Annotated in this window: 25 protein-coding genes and 1 pseudogene; 15 read left to right on the top strand and 11 right to left on the bottom strand. The window is 70.3% G+C overall.

What is annotated here, in order from left to right:
- Positions 1-76: 76 nt before the first annotated feature.
- From NF4_RS39755 to NF4_RS06115, 3 genes and pseudogenes are all read right to left on the bottom strand, one after another.
- Positions 77-145 (bottom strand): annotated as a pseudogene (locus tag NF4_RS39755) (DUF6011 domain-containing protein); the annotation flags it as partial.
- A gap of 127 nt (positions 146-272) precedes the next feature.
- Complete coding sequence (locus tag NF4_RS06120; protein WP_063126390.1) at positions 273-1094, bottom strand: alpha/beta fold hydrolase; 822 nt, start codon at positions 1092-1094, stop codon at positions 273-275.
- 118 nt (positions 1095-1212) lie between these two features.
- Positions 1213-3072 (bottom strand): ATP-binding protein, encoded by a 1860-nt coding sequence (locus NF4_RS06115; RefSeq protein WP_084532882.1) that lies wholly within the window; start codon positions 3070-3072, stop codon positions 1213-1215.
- 34 nt (positions 3073-3106) lie between these two features.
- Between NF4_RS06115 and NF4_RS06110 the strand changes: the two genes are divergently transcribed.
- Entirely contained in the window at positions 3107-3490 is a 384-nt protein-coding gene (locus NF4_RS06110; RefSeq protein WP_232330333.1) for a response regulator, read from the top strand.
- Positions 3491-3504: 14 nt separating this feature from the next.
- Here NF4_RS06110 and NF4_RS06105 read toward each other — a convergent pair whose 3' ends face one another.
- Positions 3505-4203, bottom strand: coding sequence for a response regulator (locus NF4_RS06105; RefSeq protein WP_063126304.1), 699 nt, complete (start codon positions 4201-4203; stop codon positions 3505-3507).
- Positions 4204-4631: 428 nt separating this feature from the next.
- Here NF4_RS06105 and NF4_RS06100 point away from each other — a divergent pair, with 428 nt between their 5' ends.
- From NF4_RS06100 to NF4_RS06080, 4 genes are all read left to right on the top strand, one after another.
- Entirely contained in the window at positions 4632-4883 is a 252-nt protein-coding gene (locus tag NF4_RS06100) for an ATP-binding protein (protein WP_063126303.1), read from the top strand.
- A 336-nt stretch (positions 4884-5219) separates the two neighbouring features.
- The gene (locus NF4_RS06090) at positions 5220-6167 is read left to right on the top strand and encodes an endonuclease/exonuclease/phosphatase family protein (RefSeq protein ID WP_063814509.1); all 948 of its coding nucleotides are present in this window, start codon (positions 5220-5222) and stop codon (positions 6165-6167) included.
- Positions 6168-6213: 46 nt separating this feature from the next.
- On the top strand, positions 6214-6456 hold the full coding sequence (locus NF4_RS06085; protein ID WP_063126301.1) for a hypothetical protein: 243 nt from the start codon (positions 6214-6216) through the stop codon (positions 6454-6456).
- Between the two features lie 183 nt (positions 6457-6639).
- Positions 6640-7863, top strand: a complete 1224-nt coding sequence (locus NF4_RS06080) for an MFS transporter (protein WP_063126300.1) — start codon at positions 6640-6642, stop codon at positions 7861-7863.
- A 37-nt stretch (positions 7864-7900) separates the two neighbouring features.
- On the opposite strand, the gene NF4_RS06075 is transcribed toward NF4_RS06080, so the two are convergent.
- A complete protein-coding gene (locus tag NF4_RS06075) occupies positions 7901-9169 on the bottom strand; it encodes a serine hydrolase (protein WP_084532881.1) in 1269 nt (422 codons plus the stop codon).
- A 376-nt stretch (positions 9170-9545) separates the two neighbouring features.
- On the opposite strand from NF4_RS06075, the gene NF4_RS06065 reads away from it, so the two are divergent.
- Together NF4_RS06065 and NF4_RS06060 are read left to right on the top strand one after the other, a co-directional pair.
- Positions 9546-10121 carry a hypothetical protein gene (locus tag NF4_RS06065; RefSeq protein WP_063126297.1) on the top strand — a complete coding sequence of 192 codons (576 nt, stop codon included), beginning with the start codon at positions 9546-9548 and terminating at the stop codon, positions 10119-10121.
- Positions 10121-10489, top strand: coding sequence for an Imm8 family immunity protein (locus NF4_RS06060; RefSeq protein ID WP_063126296.1), 369 nt, complete (start codon positions 10121-10123; stop codon positions 10487-10489). Before NF4_RS06065 ends, NF4_RS06060 begins: the two co-directional genes overlap by 1 nt.
- 231 nt (positions 10490-10720) lie before the next feature.
- Here the strand turns inward: NF4_RS06060 and NF4_RS06055 are convergent, their stop codons facing one another.
- The gene (locus tag NF4_RS06055; protein ID WP_063126295.1) at positions 10721-10984 is read right to left on the bottom strand and encodes a helix-turn-helix transcriptional regulator; all 264 of its coding nucleotides are present in this window, start codon (positions 10982-10984) and stop codon (positions 10721-10723) included.
- 73 nt (positions 10985-11057) lie between these two features.
- Here NF4_RS06055 and map point away from each other — a divergent pair, with 73 nt between their 5' ends.
- Positions 11058-11825, top strand: coding sequence for a type I methionyl aminopeptidase (gene map / locus NF4_RS06050; RefSeq protein ID WP_063126387.1), 768 nt, complete (start codon positions 11058-11060; stop codon positions 11823-11825).
- 9 nt (positions 11826-11834) lie between these two features.
- Here map and NF4_RS06045 read toward each other — a convergent pair whose 3' ends face one another.
- The 3 genes from NF4_RS06045 to NF4_RS06035 all read right to left on the bottom strand — a co-directional run bounded on the left by NF4_RS06045 (position 11835) and on the right by NF4_RS06035 (position 15602).
- Positions 11835-13217: a metallopeptidase TldD-related protein gene (locus NF4_RS06045; protein ID WP_063126385.1), complete on the bottom strand. Its 1383-nt coding sequence runs from the start codon at positions 13215-13217 to the stop codon at positions 11835-11837.
- 17 nt (positions 13218-13234) lie between these two features.
- Entirely contained in the window at positions 13235-14740 is a 1506-nt protein-coding gene (locus NF4_RS06040; protein WP_198165241.1) for a TldD/PmbA family protein, read from the bottom strand.
- A 94-nt stretch (positions 14741-14834) separates the two neighbouring features.
- A complete protein-coding gene (locus tag NF4_RS06035) occupies positions 14835-15602 on the bottom strand; it encodes a TSUP family transporter (RefSeq protein ID WP_063126294.1) in 768 nt (255 codons plus the stop codon).
- 82 nt (positions 15603-15684) lie between these two features.
- Here NF4_RS06035 and NF4_RS06030 point away from each other — a divergent pair, with 82 nt between their 5' ends.
- The 3 genes from NF4_RS06030 to NF4_RS06020 all read left to right on the top strand — a co-directional run bounded on the left by NF4_RS06030 (position 15685) and on the right by NF4_RS06020 (position 18135).
- Entirely contained in the window at positions 15685-16854 is a 1170-nt protein-coding gene (locus tag NF4_RS06030; protein ID WP_063126293.1) for a sensor histidine kinase, read from the top strand.
- 27 nt (positions 16855-16881) lie between these two features.
- Positions 16882-17541 carry a response regulator gene (locus NF4_RS06025; RefSeq protein WP_063126384.1) on the top strand — a complete coding sequence of 220 codons (660 nt, stop codon included), beginning with the start codon at positions 16882-16884 and terminating at the stop codon, positions 17539-17541.
- 87 nt (positions 17542-17628) lie between these two features.
- Positions 17629-18135, top strand: a complete 507-nt coding sequence (locus NF4_RS06020; protein ID WP_063126292.1) for an FxsA family protein — start codon at positions 17629-17631, stop codon at positions 18133-18135.
- Here the strand turns inward: NF4_RS06020 and NF4_RS06015 are convergent.
- Positions 18132-18686, bottom strand: coding sequence for a PadR family transcriptional regulator (locus NF4_RS06015; protein WP_063126291.1), 555 nt, complete (start codon positions 18684-18686; stop codon positions 18132-18134). The two genes, NF4_RS06020 and NF4_RS06015, sit on opposite strands and share 4 nt — an antisense overlap.
- A gap of 104 nt (positions 18687-18790) precedes the next feature.
- Between NF4_RS06015 and NF4_RS06010 the strand changes: the two genes are divergently transcribed.
- A complete protein-coding gene (locus NF4_RS06010; RefSeq protein WP_063126290.1) occupies positions 18791-19510 on the top strand; it encodes a DUF8817 family protein in 720 nt (239 codons plus the stop codon).
- Positions 19511-19571: 61 nt separating this feature from the next.
- Here the strand turns inward: NF4_RS06010 and NF4_RS06005 are convergent, their stop codons facing one another.
- Positions 19572-19973: a PPOX class F420-dependent oxidoreductase gene (locus tag NF4_RS06005; RefSeq protein WP_063126289.1), complete on the bottom strand. Its 402-nt coding sequence runs from the start codon at positions 19971-19973 to the stop codon at positions 19572-19574.
- A 74-nt stretch (positions 19974-20047) separates the two neighbouring features.
- Between NF4_RS06005 and NF4_RS06000 the strand changes: the two genes are divergently transcribed.
- The 3 genes from NF4_RS06000 to lnt all read left to right on the top strand — a co-directional run bounded on the left by NF4_RS06000 (position 20048) and on the right by lnt (position 24526).
- Positions 20048-20998 carry a phosphotransferase gene (locus NF4_RS06000; protein ID WP_063126288.1) on the top strand — a complete coding sequence of 317 codons (951 nt, stop codon included), beginning with the start codon at positions 20048-20050 and terminating at the stop codon, positions 20996-20998.
- Between the two features lie 166 nt (positions 20999-21164).
- Positions 21165-22763 (top strand): amidohydrolase, encoded by a 1599-nt coding sequence (locus NF4_RS05995; RefSeq protein WP_063126383.1) that lies wholly within the window; start codon positions 21165-21167, stop codon positions 22761-22763.
- Positions 22764-22792: 29 nt separating this feature from the next.
- Positions 22793-24526, top strand: a complete 1734-nt coding sequence (gene lnt, locus NF4_RS05990) for an apolipoprotein N-acyltransferase (RefSeq protein WP_232330331.1) — start codon at positions 22793-22795, stop codon at positions 24524-24526.
- Positions 24527-24832: the final 306 nt, after the last annotated feature.

Here is a 24832-nt window from a genome sequence, read left to right as displayed (position 1 = left end):
CGCAGGTTCGGCGCAGCGGCCCCGGGCGCCGGACCAGTTCCTCCACCGGGACCTCGGACCACGCCGTCGGCCCGATCCCCTCGGCGATCGACCGCGGGGACCGGAGCCATCCAGGGCAGCGCCGACATTGCGCCACCGATTTCACCGTGGGCCGAGCTGCGGCGGTGTCGGCCTGATCGTTCTCCTCCGACCAGGGTGGCAACAACGCTCGTCGTGGTCGGGGTGCCGCGGGGTTTCCACGGCTGCCCCTCACTGTCCGGTTCGGTTCGGCATCACTCGGCGATGAAGGCGAGGATATCGGCGTCGAGGGCCTCCTGGTAGGCGCCGTAGATGCCGTGCGGCGCCCCCGGGTACACCTTCAGGGTTCCCTTGCGCACCAGCTTGGCGGCCTTCTCGGCGGAGGCGGCGATCGGTACGATCTGGTCGTCGTCGCCGTGCGCGATCAGCATCGGCACCTCGATCGCAGCCAGGTCGTCGGTCTGATCGGTTTCGGAGAACGCCTTGACACAGTCGTAGGCGGCGGACAGGTTCACCAGCATGCCCTGGCGCCAGAAGTCGTCCTTCGCGCCCTGCGACACCTGCGCGCCCTCGCGGTTTGCGCCGAAGAAGGATTCGGCCAGGTCCTGGTAGAACTGCGAGCGGTCCGCGAGCACGCCGGCGCGGATCCCGTCGAACACCTCGATCGGGGTGCCCTCCGGGTTGTCCGGGGTCTGCAGCATGAGCGGCGGCACGGCGCCGGCGGTGATGATCTTGGCGACCCGCCCGTTGCCGTACCGGGCGGCGTAGCGCACGACCTCGCCGCCGCCGGTCGAATGACCGATCAGCACCAGGTCGCGCAGGTCCAGGGCGTCGACGAGCTCGGCGAGATCCTTCGCGTAGGTGTCCATGTCGTTGCCGGTGGCGGTCTTGGCCGAGCGGCCGTGACCGCGGCGGTCGTGGGCGATGGCCCGGTATCCGGCGTCGGCGAGCAGCTTCAGTTCGACCTGCCACGCGTCCGAGGACAGCGGCCAGCCGTGGCTGAGCAGCACCGGACGGCCGGTGCCCTGCTCGGTGTAGTAGATCTCGGTTCCGTCGGTCGTGGTGATGTAGGGCACGGTGTCCTCCTGGCCAGCCTGTGGGTTGCTGGGTTCCAGGTTCGTCCGCGCCGCGGGCGATGTCGTCGCCGCTGACACCCATCCCGGCCGGGCGCTGGCGGGGATTTCCGGTTACCGGCTACCCGGTAACGGACCGCCTGCCGGCGGCCGGGATGCGCGCGCCGACCGTGGTCCCGCCACCCGCCGGGCTCACCACCGTGAACTCGCCCTCGACGGCCTCGACCCGGTCGCGCAGGCCGACCAGACCGGATCCGTTCTCCGGGCGCGCGCCACCGACGCCGTCGTCGGTCACCGACAGCAGCAGCCAGTCACCGTCCAGGTGCGCCGAGATGACCACCTCACCGGCCTGCGCGTACTTGGCGGCGTTCGTCAGCGCCTCGGCGACGACGTAGTAGACGGCCACCTCGACCGGCTCGGGCAACCGGCCGGCCACCGAGGCGTTCAGTACTGCCGGCACCGAGGAGCGGCGTGCGAGCGCCTTGAGCGCGGGCGCGAGCCCGCCGCGGGACAGGATCGCGGGGTGGATACCGCGGGACAACTCCTGCAGGTCGGTATGGACGTGCGAGAGCGAGTCGACGATGGCGTCCAGCCGGCGCCGCAGCGCGGGCTGGTCCGCGGGGACAGTGGCTTGGGCGGCGCGCAGGTCGAGGCCGAGTGCCACCAACCGTTGCTGGACGCCGTCGTGCAGATCGCGCTCGATGGCACGCCGGGCCTGATCGGCGGCGGCGATGACCCGCTTGCGGGAGCGCGTGAGAGCGGTCCGGGACTCGCTGTTGTAGACGGCGGTCGCGACCAGGTCGGCGAAGTCGACGAGGCGCAGCCGCAGATCCGATGCGGCGGGGCGCCCAGTGGCGCCGACGATGATCGCGCCCCAGGTTCGGCCCTCGACGGTGATCGGCACGCCGATGCCGCGGCGGATACCCCGCTCGTGCAGGCGATCGGCGATAGGGCCGCTCGCCGTGGCGTAGTCGAGCACGGTGATCTCCCCGGTTTCGGCGATCTGGGTGGACACATTGGTCCCGCCGAGTAGCAACCGTTCCCCGGTGACGGGGGCGCCTCCCGCTGCCGCGTCGTCGCGCGCCGCGAGCACCTCGCAGGAGCCGTCCGGGTCGAACCGCACCAGCGAGATGTGCTCGGCGCCGAGTTCGTCCGCCAGTTCGGCGGCGACGGCGGGATACACCTCGCCGGGGTCCGCTCGTGCGGCCACCAGGGTGGCGACGCGACGCAGCGCGGCCTGCTGACGCGCCAGCGCGCCGGTCCGCGCATAGAGCTGTTCGCGATCGCGGGCCGCGGCCAGCAGCGCCTCGAGACCGGGGACCATCCGCTCGACCCGGCGGCGCTCGGCAGCGGCGAGATCGACGGGGACCGCCAGGGAGCCGACCGGGCGGTCGTCGTCGAACAACGGGATGCGCTGCTGTCCCGGCCCGGGTGCCGCGTCGGCCTCGCCCAGCGTCGCCCCGGGGGGCGGTAACTCCAGCACCTCCGACAGCCGCGCGCCGGCCGCGGCGAGCGCCGCGCGTCGGTCGGCGGCGCGCAGCACGGTGCGTGCCAGCGCGGCCGAGAGGTCGGCCTCGAGACGGCGTTGCTCGGAGTCCAGCGCCCGCAGGCGCGACTGCCCGACGAGCAGGTTGGTGAGCAGCGCGAGCACGAGGAACACGACGACGGCGGGCACGAAACTGTTCTCACTGCTCTCCTGGACGTGGAACCAGGTGTAGGCACCCGCGCTGGCCACCGACGTCGCCACCGCGAGGCGGAAGTCCCAGCCCGCGGACACCACCAGGACCCCGAACAGGAAAACGGCGCCGAACGCGTTCTCCGGAGAGACCTGCTTGAGCAGATGGACGATCCCGACCTCGGCCGCGATCAGCACCGCCGCGGTCGCCACACCCCAGCGCAACGGCGGGGACGTGGGCCGCAGCACCACGGCGGCGACGCGATCCCATCGCGATCCGCGGTCGATATTCCGGCTAGCGTGCATGTCCCGGGCGGTGCTTTCTGACACGCTCGACAGTGTGAACGACCCCTACCCGGTGCGCTGCCTCATAGTGGACGACAACCCCACGTTCTGCGCCAGTGCGCGCAGCATGCTCGAGGCGGGCGGGATCGCAGTGGTCGGTACGGTTTCCTCCCTGGAGGACGCGGTACAGGTAGCGGGCACGACGCGCCCGGACCTCGCGCTGGTGGATATCGACCTCGGCGTAGAAAGCGGGTTCGACGTCGTCGATGCCCTGCATGTCCGGTCGAGCGATTCGCAGCCCGCGGTCGTGCTCATGTCCACCCATGACGAGGAGGAGTTCGCCGACATGATCGAGGCGAGTTCGGCACTGGGGTTCGTGCCGAAGTTCGCGTTGTCGGTGGACCGGATCCGGCAGCTCCTGGCCGGGGGCGGGCGATGAGTCCGATCCCCGCTTCACGTGGCCGCGTCGAGGAACATGATCACCGCGCGTACCCGGCGGTGGTCGTCGGCGGTATCGGCGAGGTCGAGTTTGGTGAGGATGCTGCGCACGTGCTTCTCGACCGTGCCCTCGGTGATCCACAGTCGTCGCCCGATCCCCGCGTTCGACAGACCCTCGGCCATCAGCGCCAGCACCTCGCGCTCCCGGCTGCTCAGTGCCTCGAGCGGGTCGTCGCGGCGCCGGGCGGCGACGAGTTCGTGCACGAGGGCCGGGTCGATGACCGACGCGCCGTTCGCGATGCGGTGCACGGTGTCGACGAAGTCGGCGACGTCGGTGACTCGGCCCTTGAGCAGGTAGCCGATCCCTTTTCCGCCATCGAGCAATTCCAGTGCGTGATCGACCTCGACGTGCGCCGAGAGCAGCAGGATCGCGGTCTCGGGATGCTCACGTCGGATCCGCAGCGCGGCGTCGAGGCCCTCTGCGGTGTGGGTCGGCGGCATCCGGATATCGACGACCACGAGGTCGGGGCGTCCGGCGGTGACGACGGCGAGAAGGCCAGGGGCGTCTGCGGCCTGACCGATCACCTCGATGCCCGCACTCGTGAGCAGAGTTGCCAGAGCCTCTCGCAACAGGACGTCGTCGTCGGCGAGTGCCACCCGAAGTGGCACCTCAGCACCGCGCTTCCGGATCGAATTCCGGGCCCGCAATTCCATCGATGCGCGACCGTGGCCGAACGACGCCCATGTGCGGCTCCTCATCTCCACTCCCGGGCCCGGACCGGTCACCCGTTCAGGGCACTGTATCGCGTGGTGCAGTCGCCGAGCCCGCCGATGCACATCCGGTCCGTGCCACCGAGCAATCGCTTCCCCTGCCGCCGCGACGGGGAGCGAGTGGCGGGTGCGCTCGCGCAGGCCGGCGCTGCCCTGTGCTCGCGGACCAGGGAATCGGTAGTGCTGCCGGCACGGGAAGACAGCGGCCGGCACTTAGCGGACCCACCACCTGCCGAGCGGATCGGCTGCTCGCCACCGTGTGCAGCCAACGGCGAGTTAGTACTATGAGCACTCGCCGAGACGGGCACGTGACCTGCGTCGCGGGCGTGGAATGTGAGGTTCGGCCGCAGGCGGTGGCCGCGTGAAGGACGGTGACCAACGTGTTGATCGCGGATACGTCGGGCGCTGACGACGGCGGAGAACTCGTCGGCCGCGGTGGGGAGCTGACCGAGCTGTCGGACTTCCTCGACGGGGCTGCGGCTCGGGGCGGGGCTCGGCTGCTCGTCGGTGATCCCGGTGTGGGAAAAACGCGTGTGCTGCAGGCTGCCGCGGCGATGGCCGTGCAGAAGGGGTTCCAGATTCTGACCGCATCTCCTGGTAGGCCCGGTGCGGGTCGGCGGTGAATTCTGCTGGATACAGCGGGAATCGCTCTTCGTCGCCTCGACCGGGCCCGGGGCGATGGCACGGGGTCGGGCGCCGATATCATCGCCGTCGACACCACCGCCGAGGTCGCCACTGTGCCGTATCCGCTGGCCGATGCCGCCGACCTCGCGGAGACGGTCCGCCTGGTGGAGGCCACCGGTCGCCGACGACGACCGCCGCATCACCGGGACCACCCAGCAGATCGATGCCGGTGGGGCGTTCTGACCGGCGACCGGGAGTAGGCGCCCCGCTGCGGTTCCACCGCCCCGCAAGGACTTCGCAAGGTTTTCTCGAGCGCGGCCGATAGGTTTGCGGGTATGACGCACGGAGTTGTCCGCCGGGTGCTGCTCGGCGCGGGGTGGTGTGCGCTGCTGGCCGGGACCTTCGGCCTGGCCCTTCACCTCGGAGGCTGGCAGCGGCGGGAACTGATCCTGCTGGCCGCGGGCGCGACGTATCTGATGCTGGGCGCCGTGGCCGCCCTGCTGCTGTTCCTGGCCGCGCGCGGATGGCGCAGCGCCGCGGCGGCGGTGATCGTGCTCGCCGGTGTGCTGTGGACCCAGCTGCCACTGTTCGTTCCGGACAGCCGCGCCGCGACCGGCGCCGAACTGACCGTGCTGCAATCGAATCTGCTGTTCGGCGAAGCGGATACGGCCGCGCTCGTGACCGCGGTCCGGGAACGCGGCGTCGACGTGCTCACCGTGGACGAACTCACGCCCGAGGCGGTCGATGCCCTGACCGCGGACGGTCTCGGCGCTCTGCTCCCGTACAACTATCTGGACCCGGGGTCCGGCGGCGGGGGTACCGGTATCTACAGCCGGTTCCCGCTGTCGGATCCGATGCGCCACCAGGAGTTCGTGCTCGGCAACCTGTCCGCGACGCTCACCCATCCCGCCCTCGGGCCTGTCGCGATCCACGCCTTCCACCCGATCCCGCCGACCGTGGACGCCGCTGTCTGGGCGAAGGAGATGAGCGCCGTCGACACCATCCTGCGCGCATCGCCGGGGCCGGCGGTGGTCGGCGCCGACTTCAATGCGACCAGTGACCACGCGGCCTTCCGTCGCCTGGTGAGCGGCGATTTCGCCGCTGCCGCCGAACAGGCCGGTGCGGGCAGGCTGCTCACCTATCCGGCCGACCGAACCTGGGGCCCGCTGATCGGTATCGATCATATTTTGGTATCAGGCGGCACCACCGAGCACATCAGTACATTCACCCTCGCGGGTACGGACCATCGCGCCGTCGTGGCCCGCCTCCGGCTCACCCCCTGATTCGCCACCGCGCGGTCGCCCTTCCCACGAATAACCAGGAGAGAACATGTATTCCGGCACCCGTCTGCGCACTGTCACCGGCGCCGTGGTGATCACCCTCGCGGCCGGCTTCGGTTCGGTCGCCTGCAGCGGCGACCGCTGGTGCGAATTCGACGCCACCGACACCAAGGTCGCCGATTCCTACTGCGAGAACGGAACTCCCGGCTACGAATGGGAGCCCGACAGCGACGGCACGAACAACAGCAAGAAGAAGCCCAGCAAACCCACCACCTCCAAACGCAATCACTGAGCGGGCGCGGTCATGGGTAAATCGGTTGTTCCCTCGCGGATGGATACCGGACAATGAGGCACCGGCAGAGGAGGTTCCCCATGCGTACGGCCAAGGTCCTCGCTTCGGCGTAGGTCTGTTCCCACAGCGCGCTCCGAAGCGGCATACGGACCCTGTTTCCGGCCCTTCGCAAGGAGCTCTCCTTTGCCTGCCTCTGTCACCGCGCGCCTCGGCGCGGACTTCCACAAATTGTGGGGCGCCAGCGCGGTATCCAACCTCGGCGACGGCTTCGGTGCCGTCGCCGCCCCGCTGCTCGTCGCCACGCTGACCACCGACCCGGTGTCCATCGCCGGTGCCGGGCTGGTCCAGCAACTGCCCTGGCTCCTGTTCGCGCTGCTCAGTGGGGCGATTTCGGATCGCATCGATCGCCGGCGCCTGATCGTCGTGGTCGATCTGGCCCGGGCCCTGCTGGTGGGCGTACTCGCCGTGGCGATCGCCACCGATACGGTCTCCCTCGCCCTGCTGTACTGCCTGTTGTTCATGCTGGGTGCCGGCGAAACCCTCGCCGACACCGCGGCGGCGGGCCGGCTGCCCGCCGTGGTCGCGCCCGACCTGCTCGCCCAGGCGAACGCCCGCCTCGGACTGACCTTCTCGGTGATCAATATGTGGCTGGCGAAACCCCTGGGCGCCTATCTGTTCGCGACCGCGGCGGCGGTGCCCTTCGGTGTCAACGCGGCCGCGTTCGTCCTGGCGGCATGGATCGCCGCCACCATGCGCCCGTACTCGTCACCGCCCCGCGTACCCGGTGGGTTGCTCGGCGATATCCGCGAGGGGGTCGACTGGATCCGGCGGCACAGTCCGCTGCGGGTACTGATGGTGACGATGGGGCTCGTGCAGATCCCGTTCTGCGCGGCCTTCGCCACCTTCGTCCTCTACGCCCGGGAGCGGCTCGGCCTCGGCGAAATCGGGTTCGGCCTGCTGGTCAGCACCCATGCCGCCGGAGCGATGGTCGGGGCGGCGGGGGCGGCCCGGCTCGAACGGCGGTTCGGTGCCGCCGCGCTGCTCCGGGCGGGGCTGCTGATCGAGACCGCCACCCATCTCGTGCTGGCGCTCACCACCAGCGCCTGGGTCGCCGGGGTAGCGCTGGCGCTGTTCAGTGTGCACGCGACGATCTGGGGCGTGGTGGTCTCGACCGTGAAGGCACGCCTGGTTCCGGACGTGTTGCAGGGCCGGATCGCCGGTGTGCACAACCTCCTGGACTTCACCGGGGTCGCCGCCGGCACCGTCCTCGGGGGTTTCCTGGCCCGCTGGACCGGGCTCACCGGACCGTTCTGGACGGCATTCGGCGCCATGGCCGTCATCACGCTCGTCGCCTGGCAGCGGCTGGACGGCGCCCTCGACGCCGGTGGACCCGCGCGGTCGCACTGAGGAGTTCAGGCTTCGCGGGCGACACCGCCGGTGATCGCTACGCGGAGCCGAGCGCTTCGATGACCCGGTGGGTGGCGGCGACCCGGGCGGGTATCGGGATGTTCCGGTTCATCAGGACGACGACGGCGAGGGACCGGCTCGGTACGAAAACGACGTAGGCGCCGAACCCGCCGGTGGACCCCGTCTTGTCGAACAACGCCGGACCGGATGCGGCCGCGGCCGGTTCCACCGGCTGGGGCCGGTTGACGATTTCGGCCGAGTTACCGGCCTGGAGCGCCTCGAGTGAGGTGGGGTGGTCGAAACGTTCCCAGCCCAGGGCCTGTGTCATCGAGCCGACTCGGTAGTAGCCGTGCCGGGTCGCATCCAGCGGTCCACGCAGGGCGAGCGGAGCGCGCCGGCTGTCCATATTTGCCGCGACGAACGACAGCAGGTCGGACGCGGTCGTCTTCAATCCGTAGGCTTCGGTATCTCCCGGACCGGGAGAAACCCGTACCGGAGCGCCCGACTGCGCCGTCCCCCAGGCATAGTTGTCCTGCTCGGGTTCCGGTACATCGAAGTAGGTGTGCCGGAGGCCGAGCGGCTCGAGTATCTCGGCACGCATCGCGTCCTCGAACGGGCGGCCGAGCGCCGCGGCGGTCGCCTGCCCCAGCAGGGCCATACCTGGATTGCCGTAGACGCGGGTGGTCCCCACCGGGTATGTCGGGCGCCACTGCTGGAAGTAGCGCCAGATCTCGTCCTCGGTCGTCACCTCGGCGGGGAACTGCTGCGGCAGACCGCCCGCGGTGTATGTCGCGATATCCCTGAGCCGCGCGCTGTCGATCGGGTGATCCCGCAGCTGCGGCAGGTACCGGCCGGGCGTGTCGCCGAAGTCGAGCCGCTCCTGGGCCGCGGCGGAACCGGCCAGCAACGTGGTGAACAACTTGCTGACCGAGCCGATCTCGAAGATCGTCTGCTCGGTGACCGGGTGATCACCGCCGGGCGCGGTGGTGCCGAACTCGAAGAGCCGGGTTCGGTCCCCGTGGACCAGCCCCACGGCGATACCGGGAATATCGTGGGCCTCGCGTAACGCCGTGAAGGTGTCGTGCACGACGGCGCCCAGGACATCGTCGGTTGCCGCCGGGGCGGGCGATTCCCCGGTGCACGCGGATACGAGTAGGCCGGTGAGCAGGACGACCGCCGGCCGAATCCACCTTGTACCACGGTGCGCTCGCGCCTCGGCAGCGCGGACGCGGCGATCGCGTCCGGCGCGTTGCCCCGGTATCCGCTCGCCTGGTTCGCGCGCGGCATCGGTATCTCGAAACCCCATAGGTGGCACGGTAGGCGGTCCGCCGCCGTGTCCGTTTCGCAACTCCGGTTCCGCGCACTGTCGAGTCGGTTCGAGTGCCGCGCCGGCTCGGCCCCGGCCGGGGCATGGTCGCGGTGCGGGGCAGCAAGAAATCCGGAGGCCGCCCCGGTCTCGAGCAGTATGGCGCTCACGGTGGGCGACGGGGTCTGCTCCGAGGTCGTCGGCGCCTATATCCGTTTCGCCCGGGATCCCGGGCGCGGCTGATCACTTCGGTGACCGCCGATCGGCTTGTTGGCTCGGTGTCACCAGGGCTTCTACCGGTATCGATAGCCGGTGAGTATCGATTCGACACCGTAAAATAGACTCAACGGCGTTTCGGATTTCTGAGAGGCTGCCGGTGTCGCGGGTCCCGCACGAGTACGTCGCATTCGCGAACCGTTTGTCCGGCTATGTCCAGGCCTACGTCCAGAAGGTCCGGGCCGAAGTCGACGGTCTGATCGGACTCGGCACCGGTGCCGGTCCGGGGAGGCTGGTGGCCGAGGACGCGGCGGGAGCGGGGCGCATCCCGGGGGACGGGCCGGCCGCCGCCGGGCGGCGGGCCGGTGCGGAGGCTACGGGCGGGGGCGCCGCCGCGATCCCGCGGGGGGACGGGGAAAAGCCGGCACCGGCTCGGCCGGACCGGCGGCGGGTGGTCGAAATCGTGCACCGTGCGGGGACGGGCGCCGGCAATTTCGGTATCGGCCGGGCCGGGTGGGCCGAGGCGGACGCCGCCGGTCTGGCCTGGGTCGGGGCCGAGGCCAGGCGGTTGCCCTACGGCAACACCCATCGCTGGGTCAGCGAAGACGGATTGCGGCAGTACCGTCCGCCCCAGCAGAAACCGTCCGGGCGGGGCGTGGAGGCCAATTACGAGTCGCGGTCGGAGACCGGCCGGCACTGGGAGAGCAACGCGCATCTGGAAGTCGAGGAGGAGTGATGAGAGCGGAACTGAAGGGGATGCACAGTCCGGATGTCGATCTCGCGGATCCGGATGCTGTGTGCGCGGCCGACGAGGTGCTGGTGCAGTTGATGATCGGCCCGGTGGATGAGGTGGGGGAGGAGGCGTTCGATCTCGTCGTCCGGGCCTCGGGCGGCAGTGCCGGGGGTGCGGGCGGGTGCGGGTTCCGCCCGGCCGATCGCGCGCTCGTGCTCGACCGTGTCGATACGGCCGGGATTCGCCGGTACGTCCAGGATTTTCTGGGTGATCTGGAACGTCCGACCTGGGCTGCGTTGGCTTGTGCGATCGGCCGGATCGCGCGGTGGGAATTCGCGGGCTACCGTCCTGTCCGCGACGACGGCGCGTAGGTCCCGGCGGGTGTGCCCGGGGCCCGATCTCCGGCTCGATTCGAAGGTCGGTCACCTGCTGCTTCCGGCACGCTCGCGGACCTTTCCGGGGTGCGATCGCTCGCGGGCCGTCCTCGACGAGGCCCTTGCGGTGGTCTGCCGAGGGCTGCGACGGTCCGGGGCGTGACGGTGCGGTGTAAGCGCGTGCCGGAAGGCGGCAAAGGGGCGGGTGCCCGGGCAGTTCCGGGCCGCTCAGGCGGATTCGGCGAGATTGTCCGCGGTCCAGATCTCGGCCAGCTCCTGGAGGGGGAGTTCGAGGACGCGGCTCAGCGAGACGACCGTGCCGAAGCCCGGGGAGGGGAGGCGACCGGTCTCGATCTTGCGCAGGGTCTCCGGGGAGATGCCGGCCGCGCGCGCGACCTCGGCGAGGTCGCGCCCGTCGCGGGCGGTACGCAACCGGACTCCGAGGCGGCGGCCGGCGTCGATCTGGGAGGCGGTGAGGGGCAGGCGGACCATGACTCCACTCTAAAGAGTGGTATTAATGTACCGCAATGACGGTATAGAAATACCATTGGCTGTGGAGGTTGTGATGGTGGAGTTGAAATCGCCCGAGGAGATCGAGCGGATGCGCGTCGCGGGGGCATTCGTGGCCGAGATCCTGGCGGAACTGCGGGCGGTCGCGGCGGTGGGTGTGAACCTGCTCGAGCTGGAGATGATCGTGCGCGAACGGATCCGGCAGCGGGGCGCGGTGTCGTGTTACTGGGATTACGCGCCCTCGTTCGGGCGCGGTCCGTTCCGCAATACGGTCTGCCTGTCGGTCAACGACGCCGTTCTGCACGGTTTGCCCTTCGACTACGCGCTGCGCGACGGTGATGTGCTGACCGCGGACCTGGCGCTGAGTATCGACGGCTGGGTCGCCGACGCCGCCACCACCGTCATCGTCGGCACACCCGCCGCCGCGGATCTGCGCCTGGTGCGGGCCACCGAGGAGGCACTGGCCGCGGCGATCGAGGCCGCGCAGCCGGGTAACCGGATCGGTGACATCTCCGCGGCGATCTCCGCTGTCGCCGGTGCGTACGGCTATCCGGTCAACACCGAGTTCGGCGGTCACGGGCTCGGGCGGACCATGCACGAGGACCCGCACGTTTCCAACGCCGGACGCGCGGGCCGCGGCTTCCGGCTGCGGCCCGGCCTCACCCTCGCCCTGGAACCGTGGTTCGCCGCGACCACCGACCGGATCGTCACCGATCCCGACGGCTGGACCATCCGCTCGGCCGACGGCTCCCGCACCGCCCATTCCGAGCACACCGTCGCGATCACCGCCGACGGGCCCCGCGTGCTGACCGTGGCCGCGTGACCGGGCGGCTCAGGTCGCCCGGCTCACCGACGACATGTGGAAGTCCGGGATACGCAGCGGCGGCATGGCCGTGCGCGTGAACCAGTCCTTCCATTCCCGCGGCAGCGTGAGTTCGGTGGCCCCGGCCTCGGTGACCCGGCGTAGCAGGTCCAGCGGGCTCTCGTTGAACCGGAAGTTGTTCACCGCCGCGGTGACCTCCCCGTTCTCGACGAGGTACACACCGTCGCGAGTGAGACCGGTGAGCAGCAGGGTGGCCGGGTCGACCTCCCGGATGTACCAGAGAGTGGTGAGCAGCAAACCGCGTTCGGTGCGCGCGATCATCTCGTCCAGTGTCGTCGCGGAGCCGCCGGTGAGCAGTAGGTTCTGCACCGGGACGGTGGGGGAGGCGGCGTAGTCGGCGGCGGTGGCGCGCGGATACACCAGATCGGCGATCACGCCGTCGCGCAACCAGTCCACCCGGGGCGCGGACAGCCCGTTGTCGAAGACCGATACCGTCTCCGACGAGGCCGGAGTGGCCACGAACGGCAGGCACTGCAATCCGGGGGCCTCGGGATCGGAAAAGAGGGTCAGCGGGATATCGGTGAGCTTCTCACCGACCCGGGTACCGCCCGCCGCGGCGAACGCGGTGTGTCCCTCCTGCGCGCCCCGGCCCTCCATGGACCAGTACATGTAGATGAGCAGATCCGCGACCGCCGACGGCGGCAGCAGGGTCTCGTACCGTCCGGCGGGCAGTTCCACCCGCCGCGCCGACCAGTCCAGCCGCCGGGACAGCTCCGCCAGCAGGCCGGGGGTGTCCACATCGGTGAAATCGGCGGTGCCCGCGCCCACCCAGGCACTGGCCGGCGCCGCGCCGTCGCCGCGTTTACCGTTGATCTCGATCGACCCGGTGGGCTGGGTGTAGCGGCGCCGGACACCGGTGGAGGTCCCGAGCCAGGTGGTCTGTACCTGATGGTGCGCGAAACCGTAGAGCCGGTCGCCGCCGTCGAAACCGGTGGCCAGATCGGCGGCGAGCCCGGTGAACACATCGATCCCGGTGACGGCCGGAGCCTGCTCCCAATCCGGGGCTGCCGGAACCGCGTCCGCATCGAGCAGCGGCATGGCGTCGCGGGCCGGTTCGGCGGATCGGGCGGCCTCCTCACTGGCCCGCACCACGGCCGCGATATCGGCGGGGTCGACACTGGTCGAGGCCACGCTGCCGACGCGCGCCGAGCGCGGCCCGTCCCGGAACACCGAAACCACCGACCAGCGCCGCGAGACGGAGGCGCCGTTGGTGGTCATGGAGTTGCCGGCCCAGCGCAGCGAGGCCTCGTACTCGTCGCTGACGATCACGATCGCCTCGTCGGCCCGGGACGTGCCGAGGGCCCGCTCGACCACCGCACCCGCGGGCAGCACACCCGCACCGATCACCGTCATCGTCCTGCCTCCGTCCGGGTGTTGAGGACGTTCACACCGCGCACCAGCACCGACGGGCAGCCGTGACTGACCGCCGCGACCTGGCCGGGCTGCGCCTTACCGCAGTTGAACGCACCGCCCAGCTGCCAGGTCGACGGTCCGCCGATCGCCTCCATCGAGCCCCAGAAATCCGTGGTGGTCGCCTGATAGGCGACATCGCGCAACTGGCCGGCCAGCTCCCCGTTGCGGATCCGGAAGAAACGCTGCCCGGTGAACTGGAAGTTGTAGCGCTGCATATCGATCGACCAGCTCTTGTCACCGACGATATAGATGCCGTCGGCAACCCGCGAGATCAGCTCCGCGGTACTGGTATCGGTGTCGGGATCGGGCTGTAGTGAGACATTGGCCATCCGCTGGATCGGTACGTGGTGCGGGGAATCGGCGTAGGAGCAGCCGTTGGAGCGGTCCAGGCCCAGCCGCGGTGCGAACACCCGGTCGAGCTGGTAACCCACCAGGACCCCGTCGCGCACCAGATCCCAGCGCTGACCGGCCACTCCGTCGTCGTCGTAGCCGACGGTGGCCAGCCCGTGCGGCTGGACCCGGTCGGCGGTGACGTGCATGATCGGCGTGCCGTAGCGCAGCGTACCCAGCAGATCCGGGGTCGCGAACGAGGTCCCGGCGTAGGCCGATTCGTAGCCGATCGCGCGGTCGTACTCGGTGGCGTGACCGATGGATTCGTGGATGGTGAGCCACAGGTTGGTGGGGTCGATCACCAGATCGGTCGGGCCCGCGGTGACGGTCGGCGCCTTCACCTTCTCGGCCAGCCATTCCGGGATCCGGGCCAGTTCGGTATCCCAGTCCCAGACCTCGTCGGCGCCGGTGACGTACTCCCAGCCGCGGCCGACCGGGGGCGCCAGGGTGCGCATGGTCTCGAACGCGCCGGAGGCGGTGTCGACGGTGATCGCCTCCAGTTGCGGGTGCAGGCGCACCCGCTGCTGGGTGATCGAGGAACCGGCGGTGTCCGCGTAGTAGGTCTGCTCCTTGACCTGCAGGAGTGACGCGGTGACGTGGTCGACGCCGTCGGCGGCGGTCAGCCGGCCGGAATAGTCCTGGAGCAGCGCCACTTTGTCGGCCGAGGCCACAGTGAACGGATCGATCCGGTAGTCGGAGATCCAGCGGGCGTTGTCGTAGCGGGGTTCGTCGGCGAGTTCGACGCGTTCCCGGTTCAGGTCGCGCAGGGTGGTCGCCACGGCCACCGCGGACCGCGCGACCTCGGCCGCGGTCTCCCGGGTCAGCGCCGCGTGCGAGGCGAAACCCCAGGTGCCGTCGACGATGACGCGGACCGCGAACCCGAGTTCGACGGTATCGGTCAGTGCCTCCACCCGGCCGTCACGTAACCGCAGTGTCTGCGTACACAATCGGTGCACCCGTAGATCGGCGTGCTCGGCCCCGGCCGCGCGGGCCGTGGCCAGCGCCGACTCCGCCAGCGCCGCCAGCGGCAGGTCCGCGAACTCCGGATCGATATCGTGCCCGGACGGTAGGCCGTCCGATTCGGTGGAGATTGTCGCCGTCACCCTGCACAACTTAGTCCGCCGCGCCGGATCACGGGCGGTGCGCTCAGCCGAACTGCTGCCAGCCCAGCCGGATCACCATGGCCACCACGACCACCAGCAGTACCGCGCGCACGAACTCCGCGCCGCGGTCCAGCGCCATCCGCGAACCCAGTACGGCGCCCGCGATATTGGCCAGCGCCATCGCCGCGCCCAGTGCCCACAGCACATGCCCGGTGGCACCGAAATAGATCAGCGCCCCGATATTCGAGCCGCAGTTGATCACTTTCGCCATCGCCGCCGCCCGGACGAACTCGGTACCGAGCAGGGTGGCGAAGGTGATGATCAGGAAGGTGCCGGTACCGGGCCCGAGCAGTCCGTCGTAGGCGCCGACCAGACCCGCGGCCAGCGCCACCACCAGGACGACCTTGCGCCGCGACGGCGGATGGGTGGCCAGGGTGATCCCGATCGAGGGCCGGGCCGTGACGAAGACCGCCACCCCGATCAGCACCACCAGCACGATCGGGATGAACAGGTCCCGGTCGATGAGCGCCACCGCTGCCGCGCCCGCCGCCGCGGTGATCGCCGCCAGCACGGCGGCGGGTATCAGCAGCCGCCACTGAAGCGGAACCTTCCGGGCGAAGGTGGCCGCCGCCGTGGCGGTGCCCGCGACCGCCGCCAGCTTGTTGGTGCCCAGTGCCGTCTGCGGGGCGAGGCCGGGGGCCACCAGCAGCAGGGTCGGCAGCACGATCAGACCGCCACCGCCCACCACGGCGTCCACCCAGCCGGCGGCGGCCGCGGCCGGTAGCAGCATCAGCCAATCGGTCACATCCACCGGCCAAGCAAACCAGACGGTCCGCGGGTGGAGATCACCCGCTCACGGATCCAGGCCGGGGGCAGCCTCCTAGGCTGGGCGGGTGCGCCGGTTCATTCTGTGGCTTCGAGACAACCCTGTCGTCGCGGATTCCGCGCTCGCGGCGGCGCTGCTGGTATTCGACCTCGCCATGGCCCGCGACAGCACCCACCTCGCCGCTTTCGTGGTGTTCTCGGTGCTCATCCCGCTCCCGATCGTGCTGCGCCGCATCTATCCGCGAGCGATGGCGGTGACCTTCATGGCACTGTCGATCTGCGCCACCACCATCGGCTACCTCGTCGGCGACCCCACCGGGCACGCCGCGCTGATCGGCCACGGGGTCATGCTGTACACGCTGGTCGCCTATGTCGGCCGGCGCGCCGGACTCTGGTACGTGCTGGCACTGGTCGCCGATGCCGCGTACGGGATGGCGCTGCTCAGCGGATTCCGGGCCGGTGATCTCGCGTTCGTGTCGGTGTTCTTCGCGCTGTGCTGGGCGCTGGGCGAATTCACCGGCGCCCGCCGTGCCTACGACGCCGAGGTGGCGGCCCGGCTGGCGGTCGCCGACTCCGACCGGGAACGCCGTGCGCACGACGCGGTCTCGGCCGAGCGCACCCGGATCGCCCGGGAACTGCACGATGTGGTCGCGCACGCCGTGAGCGTGATGATCGTTCAGGCCGACGGCGCGCGCTTCGCCCTGCGCACCGACCCCGACACCACCGAACAGGCGCTGGTCACCATTGCCGGGACCGGACGCGAGGCACTGCGCGAACTCCGCCGCACCGTCGCGCTGCTGCGCACCGAACACGCCCCCGACCAAGTCCCCCAGCACGGGACGGCGGGGCTCGCGGCGGTGGTGCAGCTGATGCGGGACGCGGGCCTGGCGGTCGAACTGGAACTGGCCGGTGAACTGGACGGTGTCGCGCCCGAGATCAGTCTGGGCACGCACCGCATCGTGCAGGAAGCGCTGACCAACACCCTCCGGCACGCCGGCGCCCACCCCAAGGCATGGGTGCGGGTGCGGCGGCACGCCGACCACATCGAGGTGGAGGTCGTCGACTCCGGCGGGGTCCCGGTGCGGCCCGAGGACCGGATCCAGGGCAGCGGCCTGGGCCTGGCCGGGATGCGCGAACGGATGGCGGTGCTCGGCGGCAGTCTCGAGGCCGGGCGCCGTCCCGACGGCGCCTGGCGGGTGTACGCGCGGATTCCGCTGTCCGCACCGGATCGGGAATAGGCGGCCGCCGCCACTACATTGGAATCCGTGCCGATCACCGTGCTCGTTGTGGACGACCAGGAACTCATGCGCGTAGGACTCAAGATGGTGCTCGGCGCACACCCCGATATCGAGGTGGTCGGCGAAGCCGACAACGGCGCCACCGCGGTCGCCCGGGCCGCCGAGCTGACCCCCGACGTGGTGCTCATGGACGTCCGGATGCCGGTCGTGGACGGCGTCACCGCCACCGGGCGCATCCTCGAGGCCGACCACGGCACCCGGGTCCTGGTGATGACGACCTTCGACCTCGACGAACACGCCCTGGGCGCGCTGCGCGCCGGTGCGAGCGGGTTCCTGCTCAAGGACACCCCGCCCGAAGACCTGATCTCGGCCATCCGCAGCGTCGCGGCCGGGGACGCGGTGGTGTCGCCGAAGGTCACCAAACGCCTCCTCGACCGGCTGATCGCCGAAGAACCCACGCCCTCGCGCGACCCCGAGATCCTGCAGGTGCTCACCGCCCGCGAACGCGAAGTACTCGAACAGATCGCCGCCGGGCGGTCCAACGCCGAGATCGCGGGCCAGCTTTTCCTGTCCGAAGCCACGGTGAAGACCCACGTCGGCCGGGTCTTGACCAAACTGGGTCTGCGTGACCGTGTGCAGGCGGTGGTGCTGGCCTATGAAACCGGCGTGGTGCGTCCGGGCGGCTGAGCAGGCGGGACCCGGGCAATCCACGGCCTCGGGAGAAATTCGGACATCTCGTTCGTTGTACGGGCAGCCCGACCGAAAGGTTCGCCCATGCCCGTCCTCGGTTTCCTCGTCTATCTCGTCGTCGAGATCGCCGTTTTCGCCGCCGCCGTCACCTGGCTCGGCGCGGTTTCCGCCATCCTGTTGCTCATCGCCAGCTCCGCCGCGGGCATGCTGCTGCTCGGTTCGCAGTGGCGTCGGGTGGGGGAACAGTTCCGCCGCGCCTCGCGCGGTGAGATCACCCCGGGCGCCGCGGTCGCCGATGGTGCGCTCGTGGGCGCGGGCAGCCTGCTGATGTTCGTTCCCGGCCTGGTCACCTCGGTGGTGGGGCTGCTGATGCTCATCCCGCCGACCCGCGCGCTGTTCCGCCCGGTGCTCGCTGCGCTGGCCGCGCGCCGGGTCGCGAAGATCGCGGCGACCGCGCCGTACCGGCCCACGGTGATCGACGCCGATGTCGTGGACGGTGTCGTGGTGAGTGAGTGGTACACCGACGAGCGACCGCAATCGAGCACTGTCCTGGAAAAGCGGCTTCCGCCGGCGGAACAGCACCGGATCTAGGAATCGTCGGCCATCCGGTACTCGCCTCGTTCCAGCCGGTCCAGCACACCGGCGGTCCAGCCGGTGAGATTGTCGAAGACGCCGCCCCACAGTTCGAGCAGATCGGTGGCGTGCGGAGGCTCGTAGCGGCCCGGATAGTCGCCGACCATGGCCCGCAGGTCGTCGCGGATCGCGCGGCTGCCCTCGCGTTGTTCACGTAGTTTCGCGATCACGTGGGCGCGCGGCAGAGCGTCCATGAACGCGATGCCGGCGCCGAGTTCTTCCATGTCGACACTGGTCAGCGCCTCGTCCATCCGCTCCAGGAACTCCGCTTCGCCGGCGGGGGTGAGTTCGAACAAGGTTCGGCCCGGCCCCCGCCCGCCCTCCTCGGTCCCCAGGGTGCGCAACTTTCCCTCCTGGGTGAGCTGTTTCACGGCGTGATAGATGGAGCCGGGCTGCACAGTGGTCCAGGTATCGGCGCGCCAGGACAGCAGTTCGCGGCGCACCGCGTAACCGTGGGTCGGCTGCTGCCGCCGCGCCACCCCCAGAACCAGCAACCGCACCGCCGCCATCGTCGCTCCTTCCGTTACCGGAACAGTACGGTACTCAAATTTGACTTCCGATCGCCGCGCGGCTTAGCCTCGCGTAGTCAAACTTGACTATTGAGAGGGTTCTCATGGGAGATACCGCGGTACCGGTGCTGCCCACCCACGATCTGGCCCGCACGCTCGACTTTTACCGGGTGCTCGGTTACACGGTCACCTACGAACAGACGAAGCCATATGTCTACGGCGCGATCTCGGCGCACGACTGCGACATCCACTTCACCTCCGCTCCCGCGGGACACGCGGCAAGGGAGGAGGCGGGCTGTCTGGTCATGGTCGACGACGTCGCGGACCGGCATCGCCACTTCGGCGCCGCGCTACGGGAACGGTTCGGGCGGATCCCCACGCAGGGTCCCGGGCGGATCACCCGCTTCCGCGCCGGCCAGACCAGGTTCAGCCTCATCGACCCGGACGGCAACCGAGTGATCTATATCGCGCGCACGGAGCCGATGGAAATGGAGTACGGCGGTTCGGCGAAACTGTCCGGTCTTGCCCGTGTGCTCGACAACGCGCGGATCCTGCGCGATTCCAAGAACGACGACAAGGCCGCCGAACGAGCGCTCGAGTCCGGGCTGCGCCGCCACGGCGCGGCGGCCGGTGTGCTGGACCGGGCGCGCGCCTTGGCGGCGCTGGCCGAACTCGCGGTCGCGCGCGGAAACCCGGACAAGGCCGCCGAGCGCCGCGCCGATCTGGTGGCGCTCGGACTGACCGAGGCCGAACGGACCGAACTCGCCGCCGAGCTCGGCGCGGCAGACGACCTCGAGGAATGGCTACGGCCACAAGCCGATTGACCTGTCGCACCCGGGCGGTGGCGCTCGGGAAACCCCGTCTGGACCGGACTGTATCCGGACGTCAGTCCGGGACGGCCGCCTCGGCGCGTGGGGTGAGTTCGATGCCGACGGTGCCCGACTTCCCGCGGCGCAGGACACTGCCGAACACCACCAGTGGCCCGGTGAGCCGGTACTTGCGGCGGATCAGCCGGCGGACCAGCGCGCTGCCGTCGGCATCGAGGACCCGGCCGGTGCCGTGGACGACCGCACCGCGCGGGGTGCCCTTGTAATCGCACGGCTGCAGCGTCACCTCCGGGTTGCGCCGCAGCCGTTTCACCTTCCAGCTGTCGGTGACGGTCCAGACGTAGAGCTTGCCGTCCTCGGCCACCGCCCACAGGGGTGTCGGCACCGGGGTGCCGTCCTTGCGGAAGGTGGTGAGCAGAACGTAGTCGGCGGCACCGACCGCACCGAGCGTGTTGGTCATGGAGTCAGCGTAATCGCGCGGAGAACATCGGATATGGCGTAGCTGCCCGGATCCCTCGCTGAAACGATGAAGCCATGACCACCTTCCTGACACCGCGACAGCGCGCCGGTCGCACCTCCGCCGCCGTCGACGCCGCCGTCGCGGCAGGGCGTGAGCTCGGCCTGACCGTCACCGATCCGACAGTTCTCCACGATGTCTTCTCTGTGGTCGTCCACTTGGCGCCCGCGCCGGTTGTGGCCCGGATTCCCACCGTCCTGCCGCACCCGGAGGACCTCACCGTCCTCGCGCGCCGCCAGCAGGATGAGCTGGATGTCACACGTTGGCTCGCCGACCAGGGCGTTCCCGTGATCGCGCCCAGCCCGCTCGTGCCGCCCGAACCCGTGCAACGCGATGGTTTCTCGATGACACTGTGGTCGTTCGTCCCGCGGGACCGGAACAAGGAACCCGACTATGTGGCGAATGCCGAGAGCGTCGCCGACCTGCACGCGGCAATGCGCCCCTATCCGGGCAGCCTGGGATTTCTGTCCGCGGCCGAACCGCAGTTCATCGCCGAAAGCCTTGCCCGGCTCGACCGGCATCCCACCCTGATCGGTGCGGCCGACCTGGACCGCGCCCGCCGCGAGTGGCACATCCTGGAACCCTTCGTGCGCTCACGCCCGGCCTTCCAGGAGCGGTTCCCGGGTGTCGGCCTCCAGCCGATCCACGGCGACTCCCCACCCGCGAATATCTTCTCCGGGGCGGACGGGGACCTCTACGCCGACTTCGAACTGGTCACGCTGGGGCCCGTCGAATGGGACCTCGCCGCCCTCGGACCCGAGCACGAGTCCGCCTACAACCGCGGCGCGCGGCGTAACGGCACGAGGCAACTCGACGCGGAGGTTCTCGGCTTCGTCAACGCTGTGGGCATGCTGCGGGTAGTTGCCACCCTCACGCTGGTGCCGCAGCTGCCCGAGCTGATGGAGTACCTCGAACCGGCTGTCGACCACTGGCAGCGGATGCCCTTCGCGGGCGGCATGAACAGCTGACACAGCGGTTCACCGGCCGGTGGCGATCTCCCCGGCCGGGATCGGGAAAACCACCGCCATGTCCACCCTGGTCCCGGTGATCCGGTGCCGCCGCGGGCCCGCCCTGCCCGCTCACGCCCGGACCGGCCCGCGCCACCCGGGCACCGGTGCGGCAGACTGGACTCTCGTGAGTACGCAGCTGCTGGTCGGAGGCCGGATATACAGTTCGAGTGCGCCCGATGCCACCGCCCTGGCGGTGACCGACGGTGTCGTCGTATGGCTCGGCGCCGACCACGTGGGACGTGCCCTGCACCCGGATGCCGAGGTCGTCGAGCTCGACGGCGCCTTCGTGACCCCCGCCTTCGTGGAACCCCATCTGCACACCACCGCGCTCGGCCTGCAACTCGCGGGCCTCGACCTCTCCGCCGCCCGTTCGCTCACTCACTGCCTGGAACTGGTCGCCGAATACGCTGCTCGTCACCCCGACGGCGCGATTCTCGCCGACGGCTGGGACGAGACCCGCTGGCCGGAGAGCCGCCCCCCGACGGTCGCCGAAGTGGACGCCGCCGCCCGGCCCGGGCAGGCGGTGTATCTGGCGCGGGTGGACGCGCATTCCGCGGTGGCCTCCTCGGCGCTGCTGGACGAGGTGCCGGGGCTGCGTTCCGCGTCCGGGTTCGCCCCGGGGGAGCCGGTGCGGGCCGCCGCCCACCATCTCGTACGCGCCGCGGCCCGGGCCCGGCTCACCCGGGAACAGCGGGACGCGGCCCGGCGGGTCGCGCTGGACGCCGCGGCCGCGCACGGGGTAGCGGTCGTGCACGAATGTGCGGGCCCCGATATAGAAGGAGAAACCGATCTGCGCGAACTGCTCGCCTTCGAGCACGGTGTGCAGGTGCGGGCCTACTGGGGTCAGGCGGTGCGCACCGCGGACGAGGCGCGCACCCTGCTGTCCGACCTCGGGGCGCACGGGCTCGCCGGTGACCTGTTCGTGGACGGGTCCATCGGCTCGCATACCGCCGGGTTGCGCGACCCGTACGCCGACGACCCCGGGACCGGGGTCTCCTACCTGGACGCCGGGGATATCGCCGCCCATGTGCGGGCCTGTACCGAGGCGGGCGTCCAAGCGGGTTTCCACGCCATCGGCGACGCGGCGCTCGACGCGGTCGTGGCCGGGTTCGGTCAGGTGGTCGCCGAACTCGGTGGTCCGGCCGTGGCCGCGCGCGGCCATCGGGTGGAACACGCGGAACTGCTGGACGCGGCACAGATCGAGGCCCTCGCCGCCTGGGGTGTGATCGCCAGTGTGCAACCCGCGTTCGATCTGGCCTGGGGTGGACCCGACGGAATGTACGCCGAACGACTCGGCGCCACCCGCGCCGCGGCCCTGAACCCGTTCGCCGCCATGGCGGCGGCCGGTGTCGCGCTGGCCATCGGCTCGGACGCGCCGGTGACCGCCCTCGACCCGTGGGCGGCGGTCCGCGCGGCCGTGCACCATCGCACCCCCGGGCACGGTCTCTCGCCGCGGGCCGCCTTCGCCGCCGCCACCCGCGGCGCGTGGCGGGCGGGCGGCGTGCGCGACGGCGTCGCCGGGACCCTGGTGCCCGGGGCGCCCGCGTCGTACGCGATATGGGAGGCCGGTGAGCTGGTGGTCGCCGCGCCCACCGATACGGTCCAGCGCTGGTCCACCGACCCCCGCTCCCGGGTCCCCGGACTGCCGTCGTTGGCCCCGGACGCCGACCTGCCGCGCTGTCTGCGCACCGTGCGCGACGGTGTCCCCATCTACCAGGCGTGATCTCGGCTCGAGCGAAACAGGATGCAGCAGTGAAACAGGGTGACGGGCCGGCGATCCGGTGGACCGGCGGGCTCGCCCGCTACCCGGTGGTGGTGCGGTCGGTGGCCGCGGTGTTCGCCGGTGTCCTGTTGTTCGGCAGCTTCCCGCCGCGGCCGTGGTGGTTCCTCGCCCCCGCCGGGATCGCGCTGTTGACCCTGGTCGTGCGCAGCGGGCCCCGCCTGCGGGCCGGTTTCGGCTACGGCTTCCTCGCCGGCCTCGGTTTCTTCCTTCCGCTCCTGCCGTGGACCGGGATCTATGTGGGCCCGCTGCCGTGGCTCGCGCTGTCCACCGCGTGCGCGGGGTATCTGGGCCTGTTCGGGGTGCTCGGCCGGATACTGGGTCGGCTGCCGGCATGGCCGCTGTGGCTCGCCCTGGCCTGGACCGCGGCCGAATGGGGCCGGTCGAGTTTCCCGTTCGGTGGATTTCCCTGGGGTCGATTGGCCTTCGGCCAGGCCGACGGTTGGTTCCTGCCGCTGGCCGCCTACGGTGGCGCGCCACTGGTGGGCTTCGTCGTCGCGCTGAGCGGTACGTGCGGGGCCGCCGTGGTCCTCGGGCTGCTCCGGCAGGCAGGTGCGCGCCCGGCTGCGGCGAGCGCCGGGCCCCGAGGAGCAGCGAGCCGTGCTGCCGGGAGCGCCGCTGCGGGCCGTGCGGAGGAGACCGGCGCCGACGGCCGCGCAGATTCGGCGAGCGACAGCGCCGCGGGGCGCGGTGGCCGGGTGGCGACAGCGGCCGCCGCGGCGACCTGCGTGCTATTGGCCGCGGCCGGGCTCGGGCTCGGGGCGACACTGCCCGGTCCGCTCGAGGGGGACCGGACGATCACCGTGGCCGCTATCCAGGGCAGCGTGCCCCGTCTCGGCCTCGATTTCAATGCGCAGCGTCGGGCCGTGCTCGACAATCATGTCCGCCGGACCGAACAACTGGCCGATGAGGTGGCGAGCGGTCTGTTTCCGGCGCCGGATGTGGTCGTGTGGCCCGAGAATTCCTCCGATATCGACCCGTTGCGTAATTCCGACGCGGCCGCGCTCATCGCGGGGGCGGCCCGGCGGATCTCGGCGCCGATTCTGGTGGGAGCGGTGCTGGTCAACGGGGACGGCACCACGACGAATTCGGTGATGGTGTGGACCGCGGAAAGCGGCCCGGGGGACCGTCACGACAAAAAAATAGTACAGCCTTTCGGCGAATACCTGCCGATGCGCGGATTCTTCCGGCTCTTTTCGGACTATGCGGACAGGGCGGGATACTTCGTCCCGGGTCACGGAGACGGAACAATTCGGGCCGCAGGTACGGAAATCGGGGTCGCAACCTGTTACGAGGTCGCTTTCGACCGGGCTTTCCGAGATTCGTTGCACTCGGGAGCACAATTGCTCGCGGTCCCTACGAATAATGCGACTTTCGGCGACAGTGAAATGACATACCAGCAACTGGCGATGTCCAGGGTGCGGGCTGTCGAACACGGGCGCTCGCTGGTCGTGGCCGCCACCTCGGGGGTCAGCGCGCTCATCGCCGCGGACGGCACGGTGCGGCAGGAGAGCGCGTTGTTCACACCAGAGGCGCTGGTAGCCGAGGTGCCGCTGCGTGATTCGCACACCCCGGCGACGGTGCTGGGGCCCTGGCCGGAGCTGGTCGCCGTGTTCGTGACGGCGGCCGGTGTGGTGCTCTCGATCGTCCGGCGGCGAGTCGCTCACGGACCGGCCGAGACCTCCACGGCGCCCGTGTCCGGCTGACCGCCGAATCGGATTCCCGTCGCCACCGGCGAGTCCGTGATGGCGCGCGGGCTGTCGACGGTCCTTCCGATTTGCGCTGTGTTTACTTTGTGATACCGATGGGTAAGCACGCGAGCCCTTTATGCGTAGTATCTAGGCAACGCCCGGCCCCGCCGGGTCAGAAGTGAAGTGATCTTCCGCGTCTCGGCGTCACCAGCGTGCCGGAAATCGGACACCGTGGTCCGATAGCTGTTCCGGATCCAGGTAACCATTCGGTTTCGACTGCAATCCATTCACCGTGATGCTCCGAATAACCAGTCGTGAATC

This window comes from Nocardia fusca NBRC 14340, from assembly GCF_001618425.1.
GTDB lineage: Bacteria > Actinomycetota > Actinomycetes > Mycobacteriales > Mycobacteriaceae > Nocardia > Nocardia fusca.
The sequence above is the reverse complement of the archived record's forward strand: the minus strand, read 5'-3'. Positions and strand labels throughout refer to the sequence as shown.